Annotated in this window: 13 protein-coding genes; 6 read left to right on the forward strand and 7 right to left on the reverse strand. The window is 56.0% G+C overall.

Annotated features, from left to right (window positions below):
• Positions 1 to 38: 38 nt before the first annotated feature.
• Together D9N13_RS00310 and msbA are read right to left on the reverse strand one after the other, a co-directional pair.
• Positions 39 to 875, reverse strand: a complete 837-nt coding sequence (locus tag D9N13_RS00310) for a hypothetical protein (protein ID WP_290584528.1) — start codon at positions 873 to 875, stop codon at positions 39 to 41.
• Between the two features lie 90 nt (positions 876 to 965).
• Entirely contained in the window at positions 966 to 2723 is a 1758-nt protein-coding gene (gene msbA / locus D9N13_RS00315; protein ID WP_290584530.1) for a lipid A export permease/ATP-binding protein MsbA, read from the reverse strand.
• Positions 2724 to 3026: 303 nt separating this feature from the next.
• Between msbA and D9N13_RS00320 the strand changes: the two genes are divergently transcribed.
• Positions 3027 to 3962, forward strand: coding sequence for a glycosyltransferase (locus D9N13_RS00320; protein ID WP_290584532.1), 936 nt, complete (start codon positions 3027 to 3029; stop codon positions 3960 to 3962).
• On the opposite strand, the gene D9N13_RS00325 is transcribed toward D9N13_RS00320, so the two are convergent.
• The gene (locus D9N13_RS00325) at positions 3963 to 5129 is read right to left on the reverse strand and encodes a glycosyltransferase family 4 protein (protein ID WP_290584534.1); all 1167 of its coding nucleotides are present in this window, start codon (positions 5127 to 5129) and stop codon (positions 3963 to 3965) included.
• 9 nt (positions 5130 to 5138) lie between these two features.
• Positions 5139 to 6053 carry a glycosyltransferase family 2 protein gene (locus D9N13_RS00330; protein ID WP_290584536.1) on the reverse strand — a complete coding sequence of 305 codons (915 nt, stop codon included), beginning with the start codon at positions 6051 to 6053 and terminating at the stop codon, positions 5139 to 5141.
• A gap of 206 nt (positions 6054 to 6259) precedes the next feature.
• Between D9N13_RS00330 and D9N13_RS00335 the strand changes: the two genes are divergently transcribed.
• The 5 genes from D9N13_RS00335 (at position 6260) to D9N13_RS00355 (ending at position 11642) form a co-directional block, all read left to right on the forward strand.
• Positions 6260 to 7603, forward strand: coding sequence for a UDP-glucose dehydrogenase family protein (locus tag D9N13_RS00335; RefSeq protein ID WP_290584538.1), 1344 nt, complete (start codon positions 6260 to 6262; stop codon positions 7601 to 7603).
• A gap of 9 nt (positions 7604 to 7612) precedes the next feature.
• Positions 7613 to 8755 carry a glycosyltransferase family 4 protein gene (locus D9N13_RS00340; RefSeq protein ID WP_290584540.1) on the forward strand — a complete coding sequence of 381 codons (1143 nt, stop codon included), beginning with the start codon at positions 7613 to 7615 and terminating at the stop codon, positions 8753 to 8755.
• Between the two features lie 99 nt (positions 8756 to 8854).
• Positions 8855 to 9895 carry a glycosyltransferase gene (locus D9N13_RS00345; RefSeq protein ID WP_290584542.1) on the forward strand — a complete coding sequence of 347 codons (1041 nt, stop codon included), beginning with the start codon at positions 8855 to 8857 and terminating at the stop codon, positions 9893 to 9895.
• Positions 9892 to 10605, forward strand: a complete 714-nt coding sequence (locus tag D9N13_RS00350) for a YrbL family protein (RefSeq protein WP_290584544.1) — start codon at positions 9892 to 9894, stop codon at positions 10603 to 10605. The genes D9N13_RS00345 and D9N13_RS00350 overlap by 4 nt, the downstream gene beginning before the upstream one ends.
• A complete protein-coding gene (locus D9N13_RS00355; protein WP_290584546.1) occupies positions 10602 to 11642 on the forward strand; it encodes a glycosyltransferase in 1041 nt (346 codons plus the stop codon). The genes D9N13_RS00350 and D9N13_RS00355 overlap by 4 nt, the downstream gene beginning before the upstream one ends.
• Here D9N13_RS00355 and D9N13_RS00360 read toward each other — a convergent pair.
• The 3 genes from D9N13_RS00360 to glnE all read right to left on the reverse strand — a co-directional run bounded on the left by D9N13_RS00360 (position 11639) and on the right by glnE (position 16628).
• On the reverse strand, positions 11639 to 12553 hold the full coding sequence (locus D9N13_RS00360) for a mitochondrial fission ELM1 family protein (RefSeq protein WP_290584548.1): 915 nt from the start codon (positions 12551 to 12553) through the stop codon (positions 11639 to 11641). The genes D9N13_RS00355 and D9N13_RS00360 overlap by 4 nt on opposite strands.
• 102 nt (positions 12554 to 12655) lie before the next feature.
• Positions 12656 to 13576 (reverse strand): branched-chain amino acid transaminase, encoded by a 921-nt coding sequence (locus tag D9N13_RS00365; protein ID WP_290584550.1) that lies wholly within the window; start codon positions 13574 to 13576, stop codon positions 12656 to 12658.
• Between the two features lie 109 nt (positions 13577 to 13685).
• A complete protein-coding gene (gene glnE, locus D9N13_RS00370; protein WP_290584552.1) occupies positions 13686 to 16628 on the reverse strand; it encodes a bifunctional [glutamate--ammonia ligase]-adenylyl-L-tyrosine phosphorylase/[glutamate--ammonia-ligase] adenylyltransferase in 2943 nt (980 codons plus the stop codon).
• Positions 16629 to 16652: the final 24 nt, after the last annotated feature.

Here is a 16652-nt window from a genome sequence, read left to right on the forward strand (position 1 = left end):
GACATTAACCTTACCCCGCACACATTCCCTTAAGTAAATCATTTACATTTCTCCACCGCAACTCCGCCCGGGCATCCGTTATTAGCGATAAGACGCCGGTCACGTATCGCATTCAATGTCAGCGCCGTACCTTCAAGCTGAAGCTGGGACCAGCCACTGCTAAGATCAGTGTGTTTCATGGATTCTATTTTGGTATTCTCAACCGGAATACAATCCTGAGGCACAGGAATATGGGTCAGGGTAACCCCCGCTATATTGTAGGCCCGCCACAACAGGTTCTTATCCTGCCCGCCCATAGGCGGCAACGATTCATCATATCCACCCAGGTAATGGAATAACGTGGCGGGTAAACCAATGTGCCCATAGGTTCCATTGAAATGGCGGTCTGATCCCTGCCGAACACTGCGTAATAAAACAGGCTTTCTTTTGACACCGCGCACACCCGGCTGCCGTGACTTCAAACAGGCCAGTAACCAGGCCAACGCCTGCCGTAGACGGACGGATTTGCTTTTATGTTTTGTAATTTCCTCCCTAAATCCCCCTGTAAACCCGGAAAACACGGTATTGTCTCTCACATCATCAGGCAGCCCCAGCAGGCCATCCACCAGACCGCGACTCAGATAATTATCGCAGTCCAAATTAACCAAAAAACATCCCGCTCCCTGCATGTGGGCCGTGTTCTTTGCAACCGAGGCATGCCATACAGTGAGATTTCTACTGAAGAAATAGCGAAAACCTTCGCGGCCAGCCAACCCCTTCAACCAATTGTGTATCGCCTCACCTTCAGCATCTTTTATAAAATTCACAAGGCAAAGTTCTACCTGGCCTGAATATTCCCTGATGATCTCAAGATTATATTCAAGCGTCTTTTTCAACTGCTCACCCCGATTCATACAGGTGACGCAATAGGAAATTATTGGGCGATGATTCTCGTTTTCTGTAGGGGACAAGGCTGCTTCCACCTGTTACTCGAATTCTGCATGAAATAGGTCAGCGTAGACTCCGCCTTTCTCTATAAGGTCAGAATGCACACCCTGCTCCACTATACTACCCTGGTTTAGCACCACCAAACGATCGGCTCTCATGATGGTAGACAAACGGTGAGCAATAACCAGTGTTGTTCTTGTTTTTGCCAGTGCCTCAATGGCCTGGGTTATTTTCGCTTCCGATTCATTATCCAGTGATGAGGTCGCCTCATCCAGAATCAAAATAGGCGCATCCTTGAGGAATGCTCGGGCAATAGACAAGCGTTGACGCTGACCGCCTGACAACTTCAATCCGTTCTCTCCAATTATGGTATCCAAACCATCCGGCAACCCTTCAACAAACTCCCAGGCATGAGCACTTTTCAGAGCTGCAATCACCTGCTCATCCGAATATTCCGAATCACCGTAAGCAACGTTGTTCCTGATCGTGTCATCGAACAAAGCGATATTCTGATTCACCGTGGCAATATGCTGTCGCAGATTGGACAGCCGGTAATCGTTCACATCCACGTCATCGAGAAATATTTTACCAGCCTCAACATCATAGGTTCTGTACAGCAAACTCATGAGGGTTGATTTCCCACTGCCGGATTTACCAACAAAGGCCACCATTTCGCCGGGCTCCACATGAAACCCGATATTCGAGAGCACATTGTGTTCGGTGGAAGGATATTTAAACGACAAATTTTCAACCCGAATGCCCCCTTCGACCCCTTCCGTCACATAGGTGCCCTGATCGGTCTCTTCTGCCTCGTCCAACACACCGAACACCAACTCGGCACCGACAATCCCCCGCTGTATGGTGACCGACACTCCGCTCAATTGACGCAAGGGTTTCGGAATCAGAGCAACGGCAGTCAAATAGCCGACCAATTCACCTGTTGTATTGGCAGCCAGAATGGTGGGATCCAGCAACAGGAAAATAATCACCGAAACCGCGATCGAAATAACCACCTGGGAGAGCGGGGAAAACACAGCCTGAATGCGCCGAATCTTCATTTGGGCTTTAAAGGCTTGATTAATGGCTCCCTCATATCGGCGTTTCTCGTACACCTCCGCGCCAAACCCGCGCACCACACCGTAATTACCGATGGTTTCCTTTGACACCTGCATGGCCTTACCCATTGCACCTTCATCCTTGCGGGCAATTTTTCTGAAGGTCTTCGAAGTATACGACACCATATAAGCCAGAATCGGGGCCACCCCCAAAAACACCAACGACAGCTGCCAGTTCAAATAAAATACGTATCCCAACAGAGCAACAATGGTGAACCCTTCGCGAACAATGGTTTTCAGTGCGTTCGTAATGGCTCCCCGGATGCTGCTCACGCCCCCACTCAGGCGGTGCAACAGCTGTCCCTGAGTGATACCGTCATAATAACTTGCGGGCAACACCATTAATTTGTCGAATATTTCCAGGCGTACTTTTTTGATGACGGTGGCGCCCACATAGTCGTTAAAGTAGGTACCCATGAACATGCCGATTCCACGCAACAGGAAAACACCTACGGCGAAGGCAGGCAAGGTCCAGCGTGCCTGATCATTCTTCGCTTCGATGGCCTCAATGATCAGCTCCATTGTTTTGGCAAGCATGGGCTGGGAAGCAGCAAAAACCAGAAATCCTATGATACTCAGGGAAAATGCCCCAATCAGCCCCTTGAGGTATCTAAGCATCCTGAGATAGGTTTTCAGGCTGCCCTTGCCGGTTTTGTTTATCGTGATTATGGGTTCACTCATTCATTCACATAAAGCGGATTTGCCGCTTCCTTTTTTCAGTTTTACGCTTCACATTTGCCCCGCAATCGATACCGGGGTGCAACATGGTGATCAACAGCAGCGCCCCTGACATCATGAATACAGTTGCCGCCGAAGTGAATTGTACCGTTTGATGGGGACATACCGTTATTTCACATCGCCAAGTGTACGACATTCACCGTAATCTCTGTTAATTTCGATACTGCCCAGGCCATAACCTCATACCCAAAAACCGCGAATTGTTGCTAAAATGTGGTTTCATTTCAACGATCACACCAATACATTATGCCACCCCAGAGCCCTTTCCCTTATATCGCTGTTTGTGTTTGCACTCGCCAACGCCCCAAGATGCTGAGCAAGTTGATTGACAGCTTCACCCGCCTGAGCATCCCGGACAACCTGTCGTTAAGCCTGGAGGTGGTTGAAAACGATACCCAGCCTACCTGCCGTGAGCTGGTCGAAAGCTATAATTCCCAAGTTCATAAGGTGAATTACCACCATGAATCTCGCCTGGGTATCCCCTTCGCCCGTAACCACTGTATCCAAATTGCACAACAAGCCAAAGCGGATTACCTCGCCTTTGTGGACGATGATGAATGGTTTACCGAATCCTGGCTTGTCAACATCTGGCACTACGCCAACAGGCAACCACCGGGCACCGTTATCCAGGGCAGTGTGCGCTCCACCCTGCCCCCCGGCACTCCGGCACATTATCTGCCTTTCTTTCAACGTAAACCGATTGCCACCGGCAGTACATTACACATGTGTAGAACGAACAATGTACTGGTTCCAGTGACTCTGTTTTCTGAGCATAACCTGCGCTTTGATGAATCGCGCCCCTTTGCCGGCGGCACGGACAGCAAACTGTTCCGCAAAGCCCATGCCCTGGGTGTACCACTGATTTACTGTGATGAGGCCGTGGTCAACGAAGACGTGCCCGCAGAAAGACTGCGCCTAGCATGGCTATCCAAACGCTACTTCAGGATCGGCCTGACCATGGGTGAACACATTGCATTTGCGGGCACTTTGCCCAAAGCCATCCATACACTGAAACGCAGCGTTGCCTTTCTCAAATACAGTTTAAAATCCTGCCTGTACCTGGTTTTACTGAAAAAACACAAGTACCTGAAAAGCTGGCTCAAAGGTTGTCAAAAACTGGGCGAAGGTCTGGGCCCCTGGGGTATTAAAGTAGATTCTTACCGCAAAGTGCAGGGTGAATAATTACGCCAGTGAGGTCATAACCTTCACATATTGCCCCAAAACCGCATCCCACCCCAACTGCTGCCTGGCGTATTGCAGCGCCGCCTCCCCCATGGCCCGACGCGCCCTGGCATCATCAATCAATGATGCCAGGGCTACAGCCATGGCATCCGCATTACCTTGTGGAACCACCAGCCCGGTTTTACCGTCCAGCACCATCTCCGGAGCACCGCCCGCATCGGTGGTCACCACCGGCAGGCCACACCCCTGAGCCTCGCATATACTGCGCCCCATTGTTTCAGTGTGGGTATAACGGAAGCCGTCGATATTTCGCACCACCTCTTTGGAAGAAGACAGATAAATATCGGCACTGTGGTAGTAATCAAACACCCTGGCCGGCCCCAACTTTCCCACAAAATGGCAGCAGGAATCGATACCCAGTTCTGCAGCATACCGCTTCAGATCCGCCTCCAGCGCGCCCTCCCCCACCATCACAAACAGCGGCCTTTTACCGCGTTTTTTCAGAATAGCAATGGCAGACAGGGCATCATCCAGACCTTTGAAATCAACCAGCCTACCGCAGCTGACAATCAGCGGGCGGTCTGCCGGCAACCCCAATTGCTCACGCTGCATCGGCTGCCGGCCCACCACCTCACAACCACCTTTCACAACGTGCAGGGTCGCAGCGGAAAGGCCGATTGATTCAGCCCGCAACCGGCTATAATCACTGTTGACAAACAACCTGTCCAATTGCGCCAACGCGGTGCAGAAACTCCGCGTATCCCCGGCATTCTTTTGCAGAAACGATAAATCGTTACCCCCGGATCGGGCCACCTGATGATAGCCTCTGGCTTTCAGCGCAGCGTAGGATTTATAGAGATCGAGGCTGTTGTGGTAAACCACGGTTTCCTGCGGCTTAAACCCCAAAGCATCCAAATATGCGGTGATTCTGGCAGGGTCTTTCGTCACTTTTTTACGAACCAGGTGCGCTTTGCAACGGACGTTGCCGTACTGCAGAGGCAGAGTGGAGCGTAGCAGAAACTTACGTTTGGTGGCCGTTACAATAGACAGGTTGAGCGACGTTTTGCCACTCAGATACTGCACCAGATAGAATGCATTGGTTTCAATGCCCCCTACGTGCACAGGCGGCAAGGTCTGCGAATAGAGTACGACATTTCTGATCGCCACGCTTTCCCCTCAGGAATCGATTTTTCGATAACTGTCCACTTTTGCCCCCAACATTCCGGCCATCACCCCCGCGGACCGGCAGGCTTTCAGCCAAAAACGATTACGCAGGTGTTTCAGCCCACACAGCCCCGTGACCCCGGCTTTGATGCCCTCCACAAGGCACTGCAACAACGCCGACAACACAATACTGAAACCGCTGCGTCCGCCCTGCCGCTTGCGCCAGGCCTCGGTGATGCCGGCCCGGTACTTCCGCTTCGACAACCAGCCAAGGGTGGCACGGCTGGCCGGAATGGTTTCCCTCACCAACGCTTCCCTGCATTCATAGATTTCGATACCCTGCCTGACCGCCTGGGTAAAAAATATGGTGTCCGTGCCTCCGGCCAACGGATTGCGCTCGTCAAAGCGCAAATTCAGCTCCCGGGTCACCCGCACCGGCACCATGACATTATTGGTGGCACAGGTGCTCAATCGCGCCCCTGTGGGCCGGTTCTTCTTTTGATAAACGGCCTGGATATGCGCCGGGGTACCTTCCGGCAACATGGGCTCAACCGCGCCATGAATAACCGCCTGACCGCCTTTTTCACGACAGTAATCCGCCAGGCTGACCAGCCAGTTCGGCTCTACCCGCTCATCGTCATCAATAAAGACAAAATAATCCGCCTTCAACGCATGTGCCACCTCAATGGCGCGATTGCGGGCACAGGGTATGCCGCGCCGGGGTTCACATTCGTAGTGCAGGGGCAACGGAAAGCGGCCCCGCAAGGATTCCACAAAATCCCGGGATGTAGCCTGCGCATCATTATCGATCACCACCACATGCACTGCGGTGCTCGCCGGCAGCGCCATTGCGGCAACGCTGGACAGGCATGCCTCAAGCAGCGCTTCCCGTTGAAAGGTGCAAACACAGACCGCGATAGTATCCATTTGTCTCCAGGTGCGGGCAAAACAATGGCTGCGCATTCTACACCAGCGACCATCAATTGTTATAATTTCCGGTTTTCACGGCCGTACTGGCATGGATTTTACGGCCAATGATCAGTATCCTTTTGCGCCATGTTTCAGGCGACACCCCGCTAAGGGATTTAGCCCGCATCACCACACCCATTTTTTACAAAGGTACGAATCCGCTCATGAAAATCACTGTATTCGGAACCGGCTATGTCGGACTGGTCACTGGTGCCTGCTTGGCCGATGTAGGCCATCAAGTTGTCTGCATGGATATCGACCAGAACAAAATAGACAAATTAAAACAAGGAGTTATACCCATTTTTGAGCCGGGCCTGGAAGCCATGGTGAAACACTGCGTGGCAGAAGGCACCCTCAACTTCACCACATCGGCAGAAGAGGCCGTGGCCCACGGAGTGCTGCAGTTCATCGCCGTGGGCACACCGCCGGATGAAGATGGCGCCGCGGACCTCCAATACGTGCTGGCCGTGGGCAAGACCATTGGCAAGCACATGAACGATTACAAGGTGGTGGTCGACAAGTCCACGGTTCCGGTGGGTACGGCCGAAAAAGTGAAAGCCGCCATCGATTCCGAACTGGCCAGTCGCGGCGCCAGTATCGACTTTGACGTTTGTTCCAACCCGGAATTTCTCAAGGAAGGCAGTGCCCTGGAAGACTTCACCAAGGGTGCCCGCATCATTGTTGGCACCGATTCTGACTCCGTGCGTGAACTGATGCGGGATTGCTACTCGCCTTACATGCGCGTACACGACAAACTGATGTTCATGGATATCCGCGCCGCGGAATTCACCAAATACGCCGCCAACGCCATGCTGGCCACCAAAATCAGTTTTATGAATGAAATGTCGCAACTGGCAGAGCTGTTGGGGGTGGATATTGAGCATGTGCGGGAAGGCATTGGTTCCGACCCCCGCATTGGTTATCAGTTTATCTACCCCGGTGCCGGCTACGGGGGCTCCTGCTTTCCGAAAGATGTGCAGGCCCTGGCCAGAACCGCGCAATCGGTGGGCTACAATCCTGAGCTGCTGGTGGCGGTGGAAAACGTCAATAATCGCCAGAAGGAAACCCTCTTTGCCAAGATCAACAAAGCCTTCGAGGGTGATTTGGCCGGTAAAACCATTGCCGTGTGGGGATTGTCGTTCAAACCCAATACCGATGACATGCGGGAGGCCCCCAGCCGCAACCTGATGGAATCCCTGTGGGCCGCCGGTGCCAAGGTGAAGGCCTATGATCCCGAAGCCATGGAAGAGTGCCAGCGCATCTATGGCAGCCGCGACGACCTGATGCTGTGCGGCACCCGCAACGAGGCGCTGAAAAGCGCCGATGCACTGGTAATCTGCACCGAGTGGAAAGCCTTCCGCACCGTGGATTTTCAGTGGTTGAAGCAACAGCTTAACCACGCCGTGGTGGTGGATGGCCGCAACCTGTACAACCCTGCGGATGCCAAGGCCGCCGGCTTTATGTATTACGCCGTCGCCCGGGGCGATTCCCTGGCGCCGATACAGTAACCCCGGTCAGTGGATTTGGCGGCTACCGAACAGGATCGCCCACTCACCGTAGTCCAGGTGCTGCCCGCCCTCAATGCCGGCGGGGTAGAGCGGGGCACGGTGGAGTTTGCACGCGAACTGGTGCGGCTGGGCCATCGCTCCATCGTCATTTCCAGTGGCGGCAGAATGGTGGCGCAGCTGGAGGCTGAGGGCACCGAGCACATCCAGATGCCGGTGCACAAAAAATCTTTGGCCTCCCTGCTGCAGGTACGCCCCATGCGCAGGCTGCTGGCGAAACTGAACGCGGATATAGTGCATGTACGCTCCCGCATCCCCGCCTGGATCAGCTGGCTGGCCTGGCGCCGCATGCCACCGGCCACCAGGCCCGGCCTGGTCAGCACCTTTCACGGCATGTACTCCGTCACTCCGTACAGCGCCATCATGGCCAGGGGTGAGCGCCTGATTGCCATCTCTGATTGCGTGCACCGCTATATTCTGGACAACTACGATGTGAACCCCGCCGTCATTACCCGCATCTATCGCGGGCTGGATCCGTCCGCCTTCAACGCCAACGCCTGCACCCGGCAATGGCGCGAGCAGCTGCTGGCTGACTACCCGCAACTGGCTGATCGCAATGTCATCCTCATGCCCGGCCGGCTCTCACGCTGGAAAGGTCAGGAGGATTTTCTGCACATGATGGCGAAGCTGGTGACGCTGGAGCCTGCGTGCCACGGAGTGGTGGTGGGGGCAGCGGAGCCGGATAAAGCACACTACCTGGAGGAACTGCTGGCGCTGCGGGATCAGTTGGGGCTGGCCGACAGAGTCACCTTTGTGGGCCACCGTTCGGACATTCAGGCGTTTTACGGCCTTGCGGCGGTAACCTGTCATATGTCGAACAAGGCCGAACCGTTCGGCCGCACCGTACCGGAAGCCCTGGCCTGCGGCTGCAAGGTGGTGGCCTGGGACCGGGGCGGCGCCAGCGAATCCCTCAGCGCGGGCTTTCCCCAGGGGCTGGTTACGCCGGATGACATTGCAGCCTTTGCCCAACGGGTCAGCGACGTCCTCCATGCGCACTACCGCATTACGTTACCCCGGGATTTTTATCTGCAAAGCCAGGTTGACGCCACCCTGCAGGTCTATCGTCAACTGCTGGCCACCCACCGGCCTTGCTGATGGGTTATCCCGGCCCGCCGGCATTGTTATAATGCCGCCCGATCAAACCCGGATTAAGCCCGGTGTCATCGGCCTGGAATCGCCACAAGAGAAGCATTCATGAGAGTATTGCACATCGCCTACCAGCAGCTGCGCCGTTACGGCAAAACCCGGGTCAGCTGGGCACAGAAGCTGACCTTCGGCCTGATCAAGAACGATCACTATACCCAGGGCTTCAGCGACCGGGATGTGGCGGCCTTTGAAGCGCCCCTGGGCATACGCGAACTGGGCACTAAAAGCGCCAACAAACGTCTGCTGGAAACGGTGGCGGCCTTTGAGCCGGATCTGGTGATTGCCGGTCACTGCGATATGATTACCAACGACACCCTGCAGGCCATCAAACGTCGCTTTCCTGACTGCGCGGTGATTCATTGCAACAACGACCCTCTGTTTGTGCCCAGCAATGTGGAACGTATCAAGCACCGGGCCAGCATCACTGACGCCATTTTTGTGTCCACCGGACGCCGGGAACTGACGCAATTCGAAGGCCTTGGTGCCAGGGTTTATCACATGCCCAACCCAGTGGATGCGTCTATTGAGATATTGGACAACTCCAAGCGTACCGATCTGCCCATCGATCTGCTGTTCTGCAGCAACAGCAACGACTTCACCCAGCGCCTGCAAATGATCAAGCGCTTCAAGGACGCCCTGGCTGACGAGATGAATTTTAAAACCTATGGCAGCTTCGGTGAGCCACCGGTGTGGGGGCGTGATTACGATCGCGCCCTGGCCAATACCAGGATGGGCCTCAACCTGAACCGCCAGGAAGGAGATTACTGGTACTCTTCCGCCCGTATGGCACAGCTGGCTGGTAACGGAATTCTCCAGTTCACCAGCGCCGAACCCCGTTTTGATGAGCTGCTGCCGGCGGAGAGCGCGGTATATTTCAAGGATGAGGATGACCTGCTGAGCAAAATCCGCGAATTCCATCACGACGATGCCAAGCGTCAGGCCTGGGCCGCCAGGGCACGGGAGTTCTTTCATACCGAGATGAATTCCAAACTCTATGCGCAATACATTCTGGAAGCGGCGCTGCAGATTCCGTTCAGCCATGACTATGTATGGGCACGGGATATTCACTTAAACGGCACCATGAAATGACGTTGCAGCTGTCCGCTCTGGAACCCTTCGCCCGTGGCGGCAACCGGCTGTGTTTTGTGCATCCACAACACCCGGATCGCTGCATTAAAGTACGGCGGCCGGATCGGCCGCTGACCAAACTGCGCGCGCAAAAGCGCTTTCCCAAAAATCTGCGTCCCCTCTCCAGTTTCGATGACAACCTGGAGGAATTCAGGGTGATGAAGCGGCTACACGATCATTACGGCGACGCGATTTTCACCCTGGTCAGCCGCTGCTTCGGCTTTGAAGACACCGACCTGGGGCGTGGCATTACCTCGGAACTGATTCGGGACGCCGATGGCCCCATCTCCCATACCCTGAAACAGTACCTATGGGATCACGGTTACACAGAACAATGCCAGCAGGTGGTCAACCGGTTCTCCCGGCTGTGGCTTGAACTGGCCGTGCCCTCCCGGGATCTGATTCTGCATAACCTGGTGGTGCAGCGGGATAGCAACGGCAATCTGCAGCGGCTGGTGATCATCGATGGGCTGGGCGCACCCAATATGCTGCCGGACTGGCTGCAACCCCTATCCTACCGACGCAGAAAAGCGCAACGTAAAATACAGAATCTGCAGGAGCGCATCGAGGAATTACTGTCACAACGAGGAACCGGTCGCTTCCCGGGCTATCACGGCCAGCTCTATCACAATGGCCTGGACAATGATCGAATGAACGGAGAAAAACCATGACCGACCCCATCCGCATAGCCCAGGTGTTGGCGGGTGCCGAACAGGGTGGTGCCGAAAACTTTTTTGTGCGCCTGGTAAGTGGCTTAAATGAACGGCCGGAGTTGCAGCAAAAAGCCTTTATCCGCGATCACGCTCACCGCATTGCTGCCTTGCGCGAGAACAGCGTACTTACCGAGGGCTTCCGCTTCGGCGGCAAGCTGGACCTGCTGGGTAAACGTCGCTACGTAAGCGCACTCAACACCTACGATCCCGACATTGTGATGACCTGGATGAGTCGCGCCAGCGGCACTACGCCAGCCTCCCCACATTACGTACTGGTGAACCGGCTGGGGCACTATTACAAGCTGAAATACTACCGTCATGCGGATTACTGGGTGGGTATCAGTCGTGGCATCTGCCAACATATGATCGACGGCGGCTTCCCCAAAGACAAGGTGGTCTATATCCCCAATTTTGCCGACGAAACCCCGGTAACGCCGTTAGCGCGAGACAGCTTCGATACCCCTGCGGATCAACCCCTGATTCTGGCGGCGGGGCGCCTGCATGAAAACAAGGGCTTCGACACCCTGCTGCACAGCATGACGCAAATGCCAAAGGTCACCCTCTGGCTGGCGGGCGCCGGGCCGGAGGAGGCCAACCTGAAAGCATTGTGCCGGCAACTGGGGTTGAACGAACGGGTCCGGTTTCTGGGGTGGCGCAACGACGTCACCACCTTGATGGCCAGCGTCGACCTGTTTGTGTGCCCGTCACGGCACGAGGGCCTGGGCTCCATCGTGATGGAATCCTGGGCCCACCGCTGCCCCATCGTGGCCACCCATTCCCAGGGCCCCGGCGAAGCCATTACCGACGGGGTCAGTGGATTGATCACCCCCATTGATGACGCCGATGCCCTGGCCAAAGCGGTTCTGCGGGTGCTGGGAAGCAAGGAATTACGGCAAAGCCTGATCGAAGGCGGCAGCCGGGTGTACGCTGAGGGCTATTGCAAAGATCACATCGTGCAACAATACGTGGAATTCTACTCGCGCATTCGTCGCTAGCGTAAAAAATCCAGCAGCCAGCGGGCGCCCCGGTCCGCTTCCCACAATTTGGTTTCCGTCACCGGTAATGGCTGCTGTATGTCCCACTGGGCATAGTCCTGCACCCAGCCCTGCTGCAACAATTTATCCATGTCTTTCACCACCCGGGATTGACGCAGCGGTTTCAAATCCAGCAATCCGGTGGCGGCGCCGGAGGTAATGCACTCATACACCATGGACACGCTGTCACGGGTCACCCACAACTGCCCGGTGGTGTCCAGCTGCTGCTTGATGAATCCCCGTTGGGTATCCCGGTAGGAAATAAGCGTGAGGTTAGGCAACGCCAGCGCCTTCAAGGCCGGCAAGAATGCGTCCGGTGAGCGGCGTGAATCCGTCAAGGTCCACTGTACCTGGGGCTGGGCCCGGCAAATGCGTGCCACCTGTTCGATGATCCAGGCGTCATCCCACTGGTAATGATCGTTGACACCGCCAATGAGGAAGGTACCGGTATGCTCATCCCGGCCTTCATAGCGGGGCACCACCGGATTCATCACGCCGGTGGTGGGCAGCACATTGCGACGTTTGGGCGGGTTGTCGTGTACCGGGGTGATATTGGCGTCGAACAAGGCCATGGGGAAAGCCCCGCGCATCAGCAAGATGGTTTTGGCGCGAAAAATCCGTTTCAGTTTCAGAATCAGGCTATGGGTACCGGCACCCGCCCCCAGAATCCAGTCCGGTGCCGGCAGCTCGGGCTTGATACGCCGGCGCAGCAACACATCCAGCAGGGAGATATCCAGGCTCTCGACATTCAACCAGAACACGTCGAAACTGGCCAGCGCCTGCAAGCGCTCCACCAGCCCTTCCTGCTGGCTGCGATGGCCCGGCTTTTCATCCGTCACCACCCATAATACGCGGGATGTTGCGTCTTTCATGCTGTGCCTGCCCGTTGTGCTGCTTAATTCAGGATCGTTCATAAAACAAAACCGCAGGTTCACCACCTGCGGTTTTTAAGGATGATCACAATGGTTGCCGCCTTATACCAGGCTGATCCACTCCGGATGCTTGTCGGTGCGCCCCATGACGTGATCAAAGTACAGTTTTTGCAGTTGCTCGGTGATGGGCCCGCGCTTACCGGAACCAATCACACGGCCGTCCAACTGCTGAATGGGCAACACCTCCGCTGCGGTACCGGTAAAGAAGGCTTCATCGGCAACATAGACCTCATCACGGGTGATGCGCTTCTCAATAACTTCGTAGCCCAGCTCTTCCGCCAGGGTGATCACCGTGGCACGGGTGATGCCATCCAGGCAGGAAGTCAGTTCCGGTGTATAGAGTTTTCCGTTATACACGATAAAGACGTTTTCACCGCTGCCTTCGGCAACGTAGCCCTCCGGGTCCAGCAACAGGGCTTCTTCGGCACCACAGGACAACGCCTCGTTCAACGCCAGCATGGAGTTGATGTAGTTGCCGTTGGCCTTGGCCTTACACATGGTGATGTTGACGTGATGACGGGTATAGGACGAAGTGCGTACCTTGATACCGATCTCTTTGGCTTCCGGGGTCATATAGGCAGGCCATTCCCAGGCCGCCACAATCATGTGCACCTTGAGGTTATTGGCCCGCAGGCCCATGCCTTCTGATCCGTAAAACACCATGGGTCGCAGGTAGGCGTGAGGCAGATCGTTTTCCCGCACCGCCGCCAGCTGGGCTTCGTTCACCTGCTCTTTGGAGAAGGGAATCTTCATGTTCATGATATGCGCGGAGCGGAACAAACGGTCGGTGTGTTCCTGCAAGCGGAAAATGCCCGGGCCTTTGACGGTTTCATACGCGCGGACACCTTCAAAGACACCCATGCCGTAATGCAGGGTGTGTGTCAGCACATGCACCCGGGCATCGCGCCAGGGAACCATTTCTCCGTCAAACCAGATTAGACCGTCACGGTCGGCCATGGACATGATCTACTTCTCCTTCAAAAATTGGGGATTCCTCTACGGATTATAGCCGTACTGGATTATAGCCGGAGCCCGCAGGGTACGGGCCACCGGGACCCGCAACTATATCACATTAATTGAAGGTTTTACGCCAGATTTCACGTACCTGCCGGCGTTGTTCCACAAACTGTTCCGCACTCACCTTGCCGCTCCCATGCTGCAGGGCCAGAGCATGGGTCTGACTGCGATACAGCAAATAGGCATTTTGCAGGGCAGTCACCTGCTCGGCACTGAGAATAGCCTGTTCGAGGGCGCTGTCCAGAATGCGCATGTTGTCGGTCCAGCGGGTCATGGCGGGCTTCTGGGCCGACCAGCGCAACACCAGGTACTGGGCCAGAAATTCTATATCAACAATGCCGCCGGGATCCTGCTTCAGATCGAAGCTGCAGTCGGCAGCCAAGCGGGCTTCATTCAGTTCCAGTTCTTTGTAAGTGCTGAGGTGGCCCAGCATTTTTTCCCGCATGGCCACCACCTCCTGCCGCAGTTGCGCTTCATCCCGGGGTCGAGACAGCACGGCTTCCCGCACCTCGGCGAAACGCCGGGCCAGCCGCGGACAGCCGGCCACCACCCGGGCCCGCACCAGGGCCTGGTGTTCCCAATTCCAGGCGTTGTTTTCCTGATAATCCTGAAAGGCCTTAAGGGAGCTCACCAGCAAGCCGGAATTACCGGACGGTCGCAGCCGCATATCGGTTTCGTAGAGTTCACCGGAGGCCATTTTGCTGGTCAGGATATGAATAATGCGCTGCCCCAGGCGGGCAAAAAACACGTTGTTATCAATGCTCTTGTCGCCGTCGGTGACGCCGCTGGAATCCGCATCATGGATGAACACCAGATCCAGATCCGAGCTGTAGCTGAGCTCGATCCCCCCCACTTTGCCGTAGCCGACGATGATGAAATCCTGCTCACAGGGAGTGCCGTCTACCCGCATCGGGCGCCCGTATTTATCCACCATCTGATGCCAGGCCAGCTCCAGTACCGCCTGCAACAGGGTTTCCGCCAGCCAGGTTAAGTAATCGCTCACTTTCATCAGAGGTAGCGTTTCTGCTATCTCTGAGGCGGCCACCCGCAGCACATGGCTGTGTTTGAACTGGCGCAGGGCGTCCATCTGCCGTTCCAGATCGTCCTCGGGTATGCGCAGCAGCACCTGGCGCAGTTCGTTCTTGAGGGTGTCCACATCCAGGGGGTTAAGCAGGGTTGCTTCATTCAGCAGGGTATCCAGCAACATGGGGTAACGGGCAATGGTATCCGCCACCCACGGGCTGGCAGCAAACAGCATGGCCAGACGTTCCAGGGAATGGGGGTTTTCCACCAACAGGGCAATATAGGCAGACCGGCGCAGGATGGCTTCCACCAGCCGCAGTACCCGCTGCAGGGTCAGGTCCGGATCGGCCTGCTGGGCACAGGCATTGATCAGCATGGGCATCAGTTTGTCCAGACGCTCCCGCCCCACTGCCTGCTGGTGGGTGACCTGACGGCTGGTGCGAAACTCATGCAACAGATGCCAGCTCGACTCCAGCGCTCGGAACCCCAGTGCCTGCAAATCCTCCTGCCCTTCCGCACCGGACTGTTCTGTCATCCACAATGCCACCGCCTGATCCCGCACCACCACCTCATCCTGATCCTGCGGCGCGGCAATCAAGGCATCAAAATGGCTGCGCACCCGTTGCCGCGCCTGCCCCAACACCTGGTAGAAGCCCGCCCAATCCGCATACCCCATGCCCACGGCGATGCGTGCCTGCTGCAGCGGGTCGGTGGGCAGCAATTGCGTCTGGCGATCCTGCAACGCCTGAATACGGTGTTCCACATTGCGCAGCAACACGTAATCGTCACACAGGGACTGAATGACGGCGGCGGGCAGCAGTTCCAGATCGCGAATGATGCCCATCACCTGCATCAGATTGCGCTGTTGCAATGCCACATCCTGGCCACCGCGAATCAGTTGAAACACCTGAGCAATGAACTCCACTTCGCGGATACCGCCGGCACCGGTTTTGACGTTGTCCTCGTTGCCCTTGCGCAGCACCTCCTGATTGATCAGTTTTTTCAGTTCCCGCAACGATTCAATAACACCAAAATCCACATAGCGGCGATACACAAACGGTCGCAACCGCCGCAGCAATTCATCCCCGTCACCATTATCGGAACCAATGGCACGGGCCTTGATCATGGCGTAGCGCTCCCACTCCCGCCCCTGCTCTTCGTAGTAACTTTCCATGGCGCGGAAATTCAGCGCCAAAGCCCCGCTGCTGCCATAGGGGCGCAGGCGCATATCCACCCGGAACACAAAGCCGTCCACGGTGTTTTCATCCAATGCCTTGATCAGCTTCTGCCCCAAGCGGGTAAAGAAATCCCGATGGGCCAGGGAGCGGCGCCCACCCCGGGTTTCACCCTCATGGGCATAAGCAAACATAAGATCGATATCAGAGGAGAGGTTCAGTTCGCAGGCACCCAGCTTGCCCATGCCCAGCACCACCATGGGCATGGGCTGGCCCTGTTGTGACGATGGTGATGGCGATGGGTGGTAGTACGGCAAGCCGAACTCCGGCTCCATCCAGCCATAGAGTTTATCCAGTGCCCCATCAATGCAGGCATCCGCCAAATGACTGAGGTCGCCCACGGTTTCCTGAAAATCCGCCAGACCACAACTGTCCCGCCAGATGATGCGCACCATTTCCCGGCGCCGGAACTGACGCAGCACCCTGGCCAAGGCCGCCTCATCCTGGGCGCCTGCCAACTGAGTCTGCAGGGCAGATCGATATCGGTCATTCCCGTAGCGGCTGAGCAAATCCCCGCTGTCCACCAACTGCAACAGCAACCGGGGGTATCGCACCAGTTGGTCGACCACGTAATCACTGGCCAGCACACAGGCTTCCAATTGGCGCAGGGTTTGCGTGTCCAGTGCCGCCACGGCCGCCATCAGATCGGCTTCCGCAAACGCGTCCTGCAGTCGGTCAAGGTTGGGTTGCAGAGCAGGTTGCACAGAATCCGGAAAGCGCTCCGGAGCAAACAGAGTCATGGGGGCAACGATCCTTTTTATAAA

Source organism: Ketobacter sp. GenoA1 (genome assembly GCF_003671475.1).
Lineage (GTDB): Bacteria > Pseudomonadota > Gammaproteobacteria > Pseudomonadales > Ketobacteraceae > Ketobacter.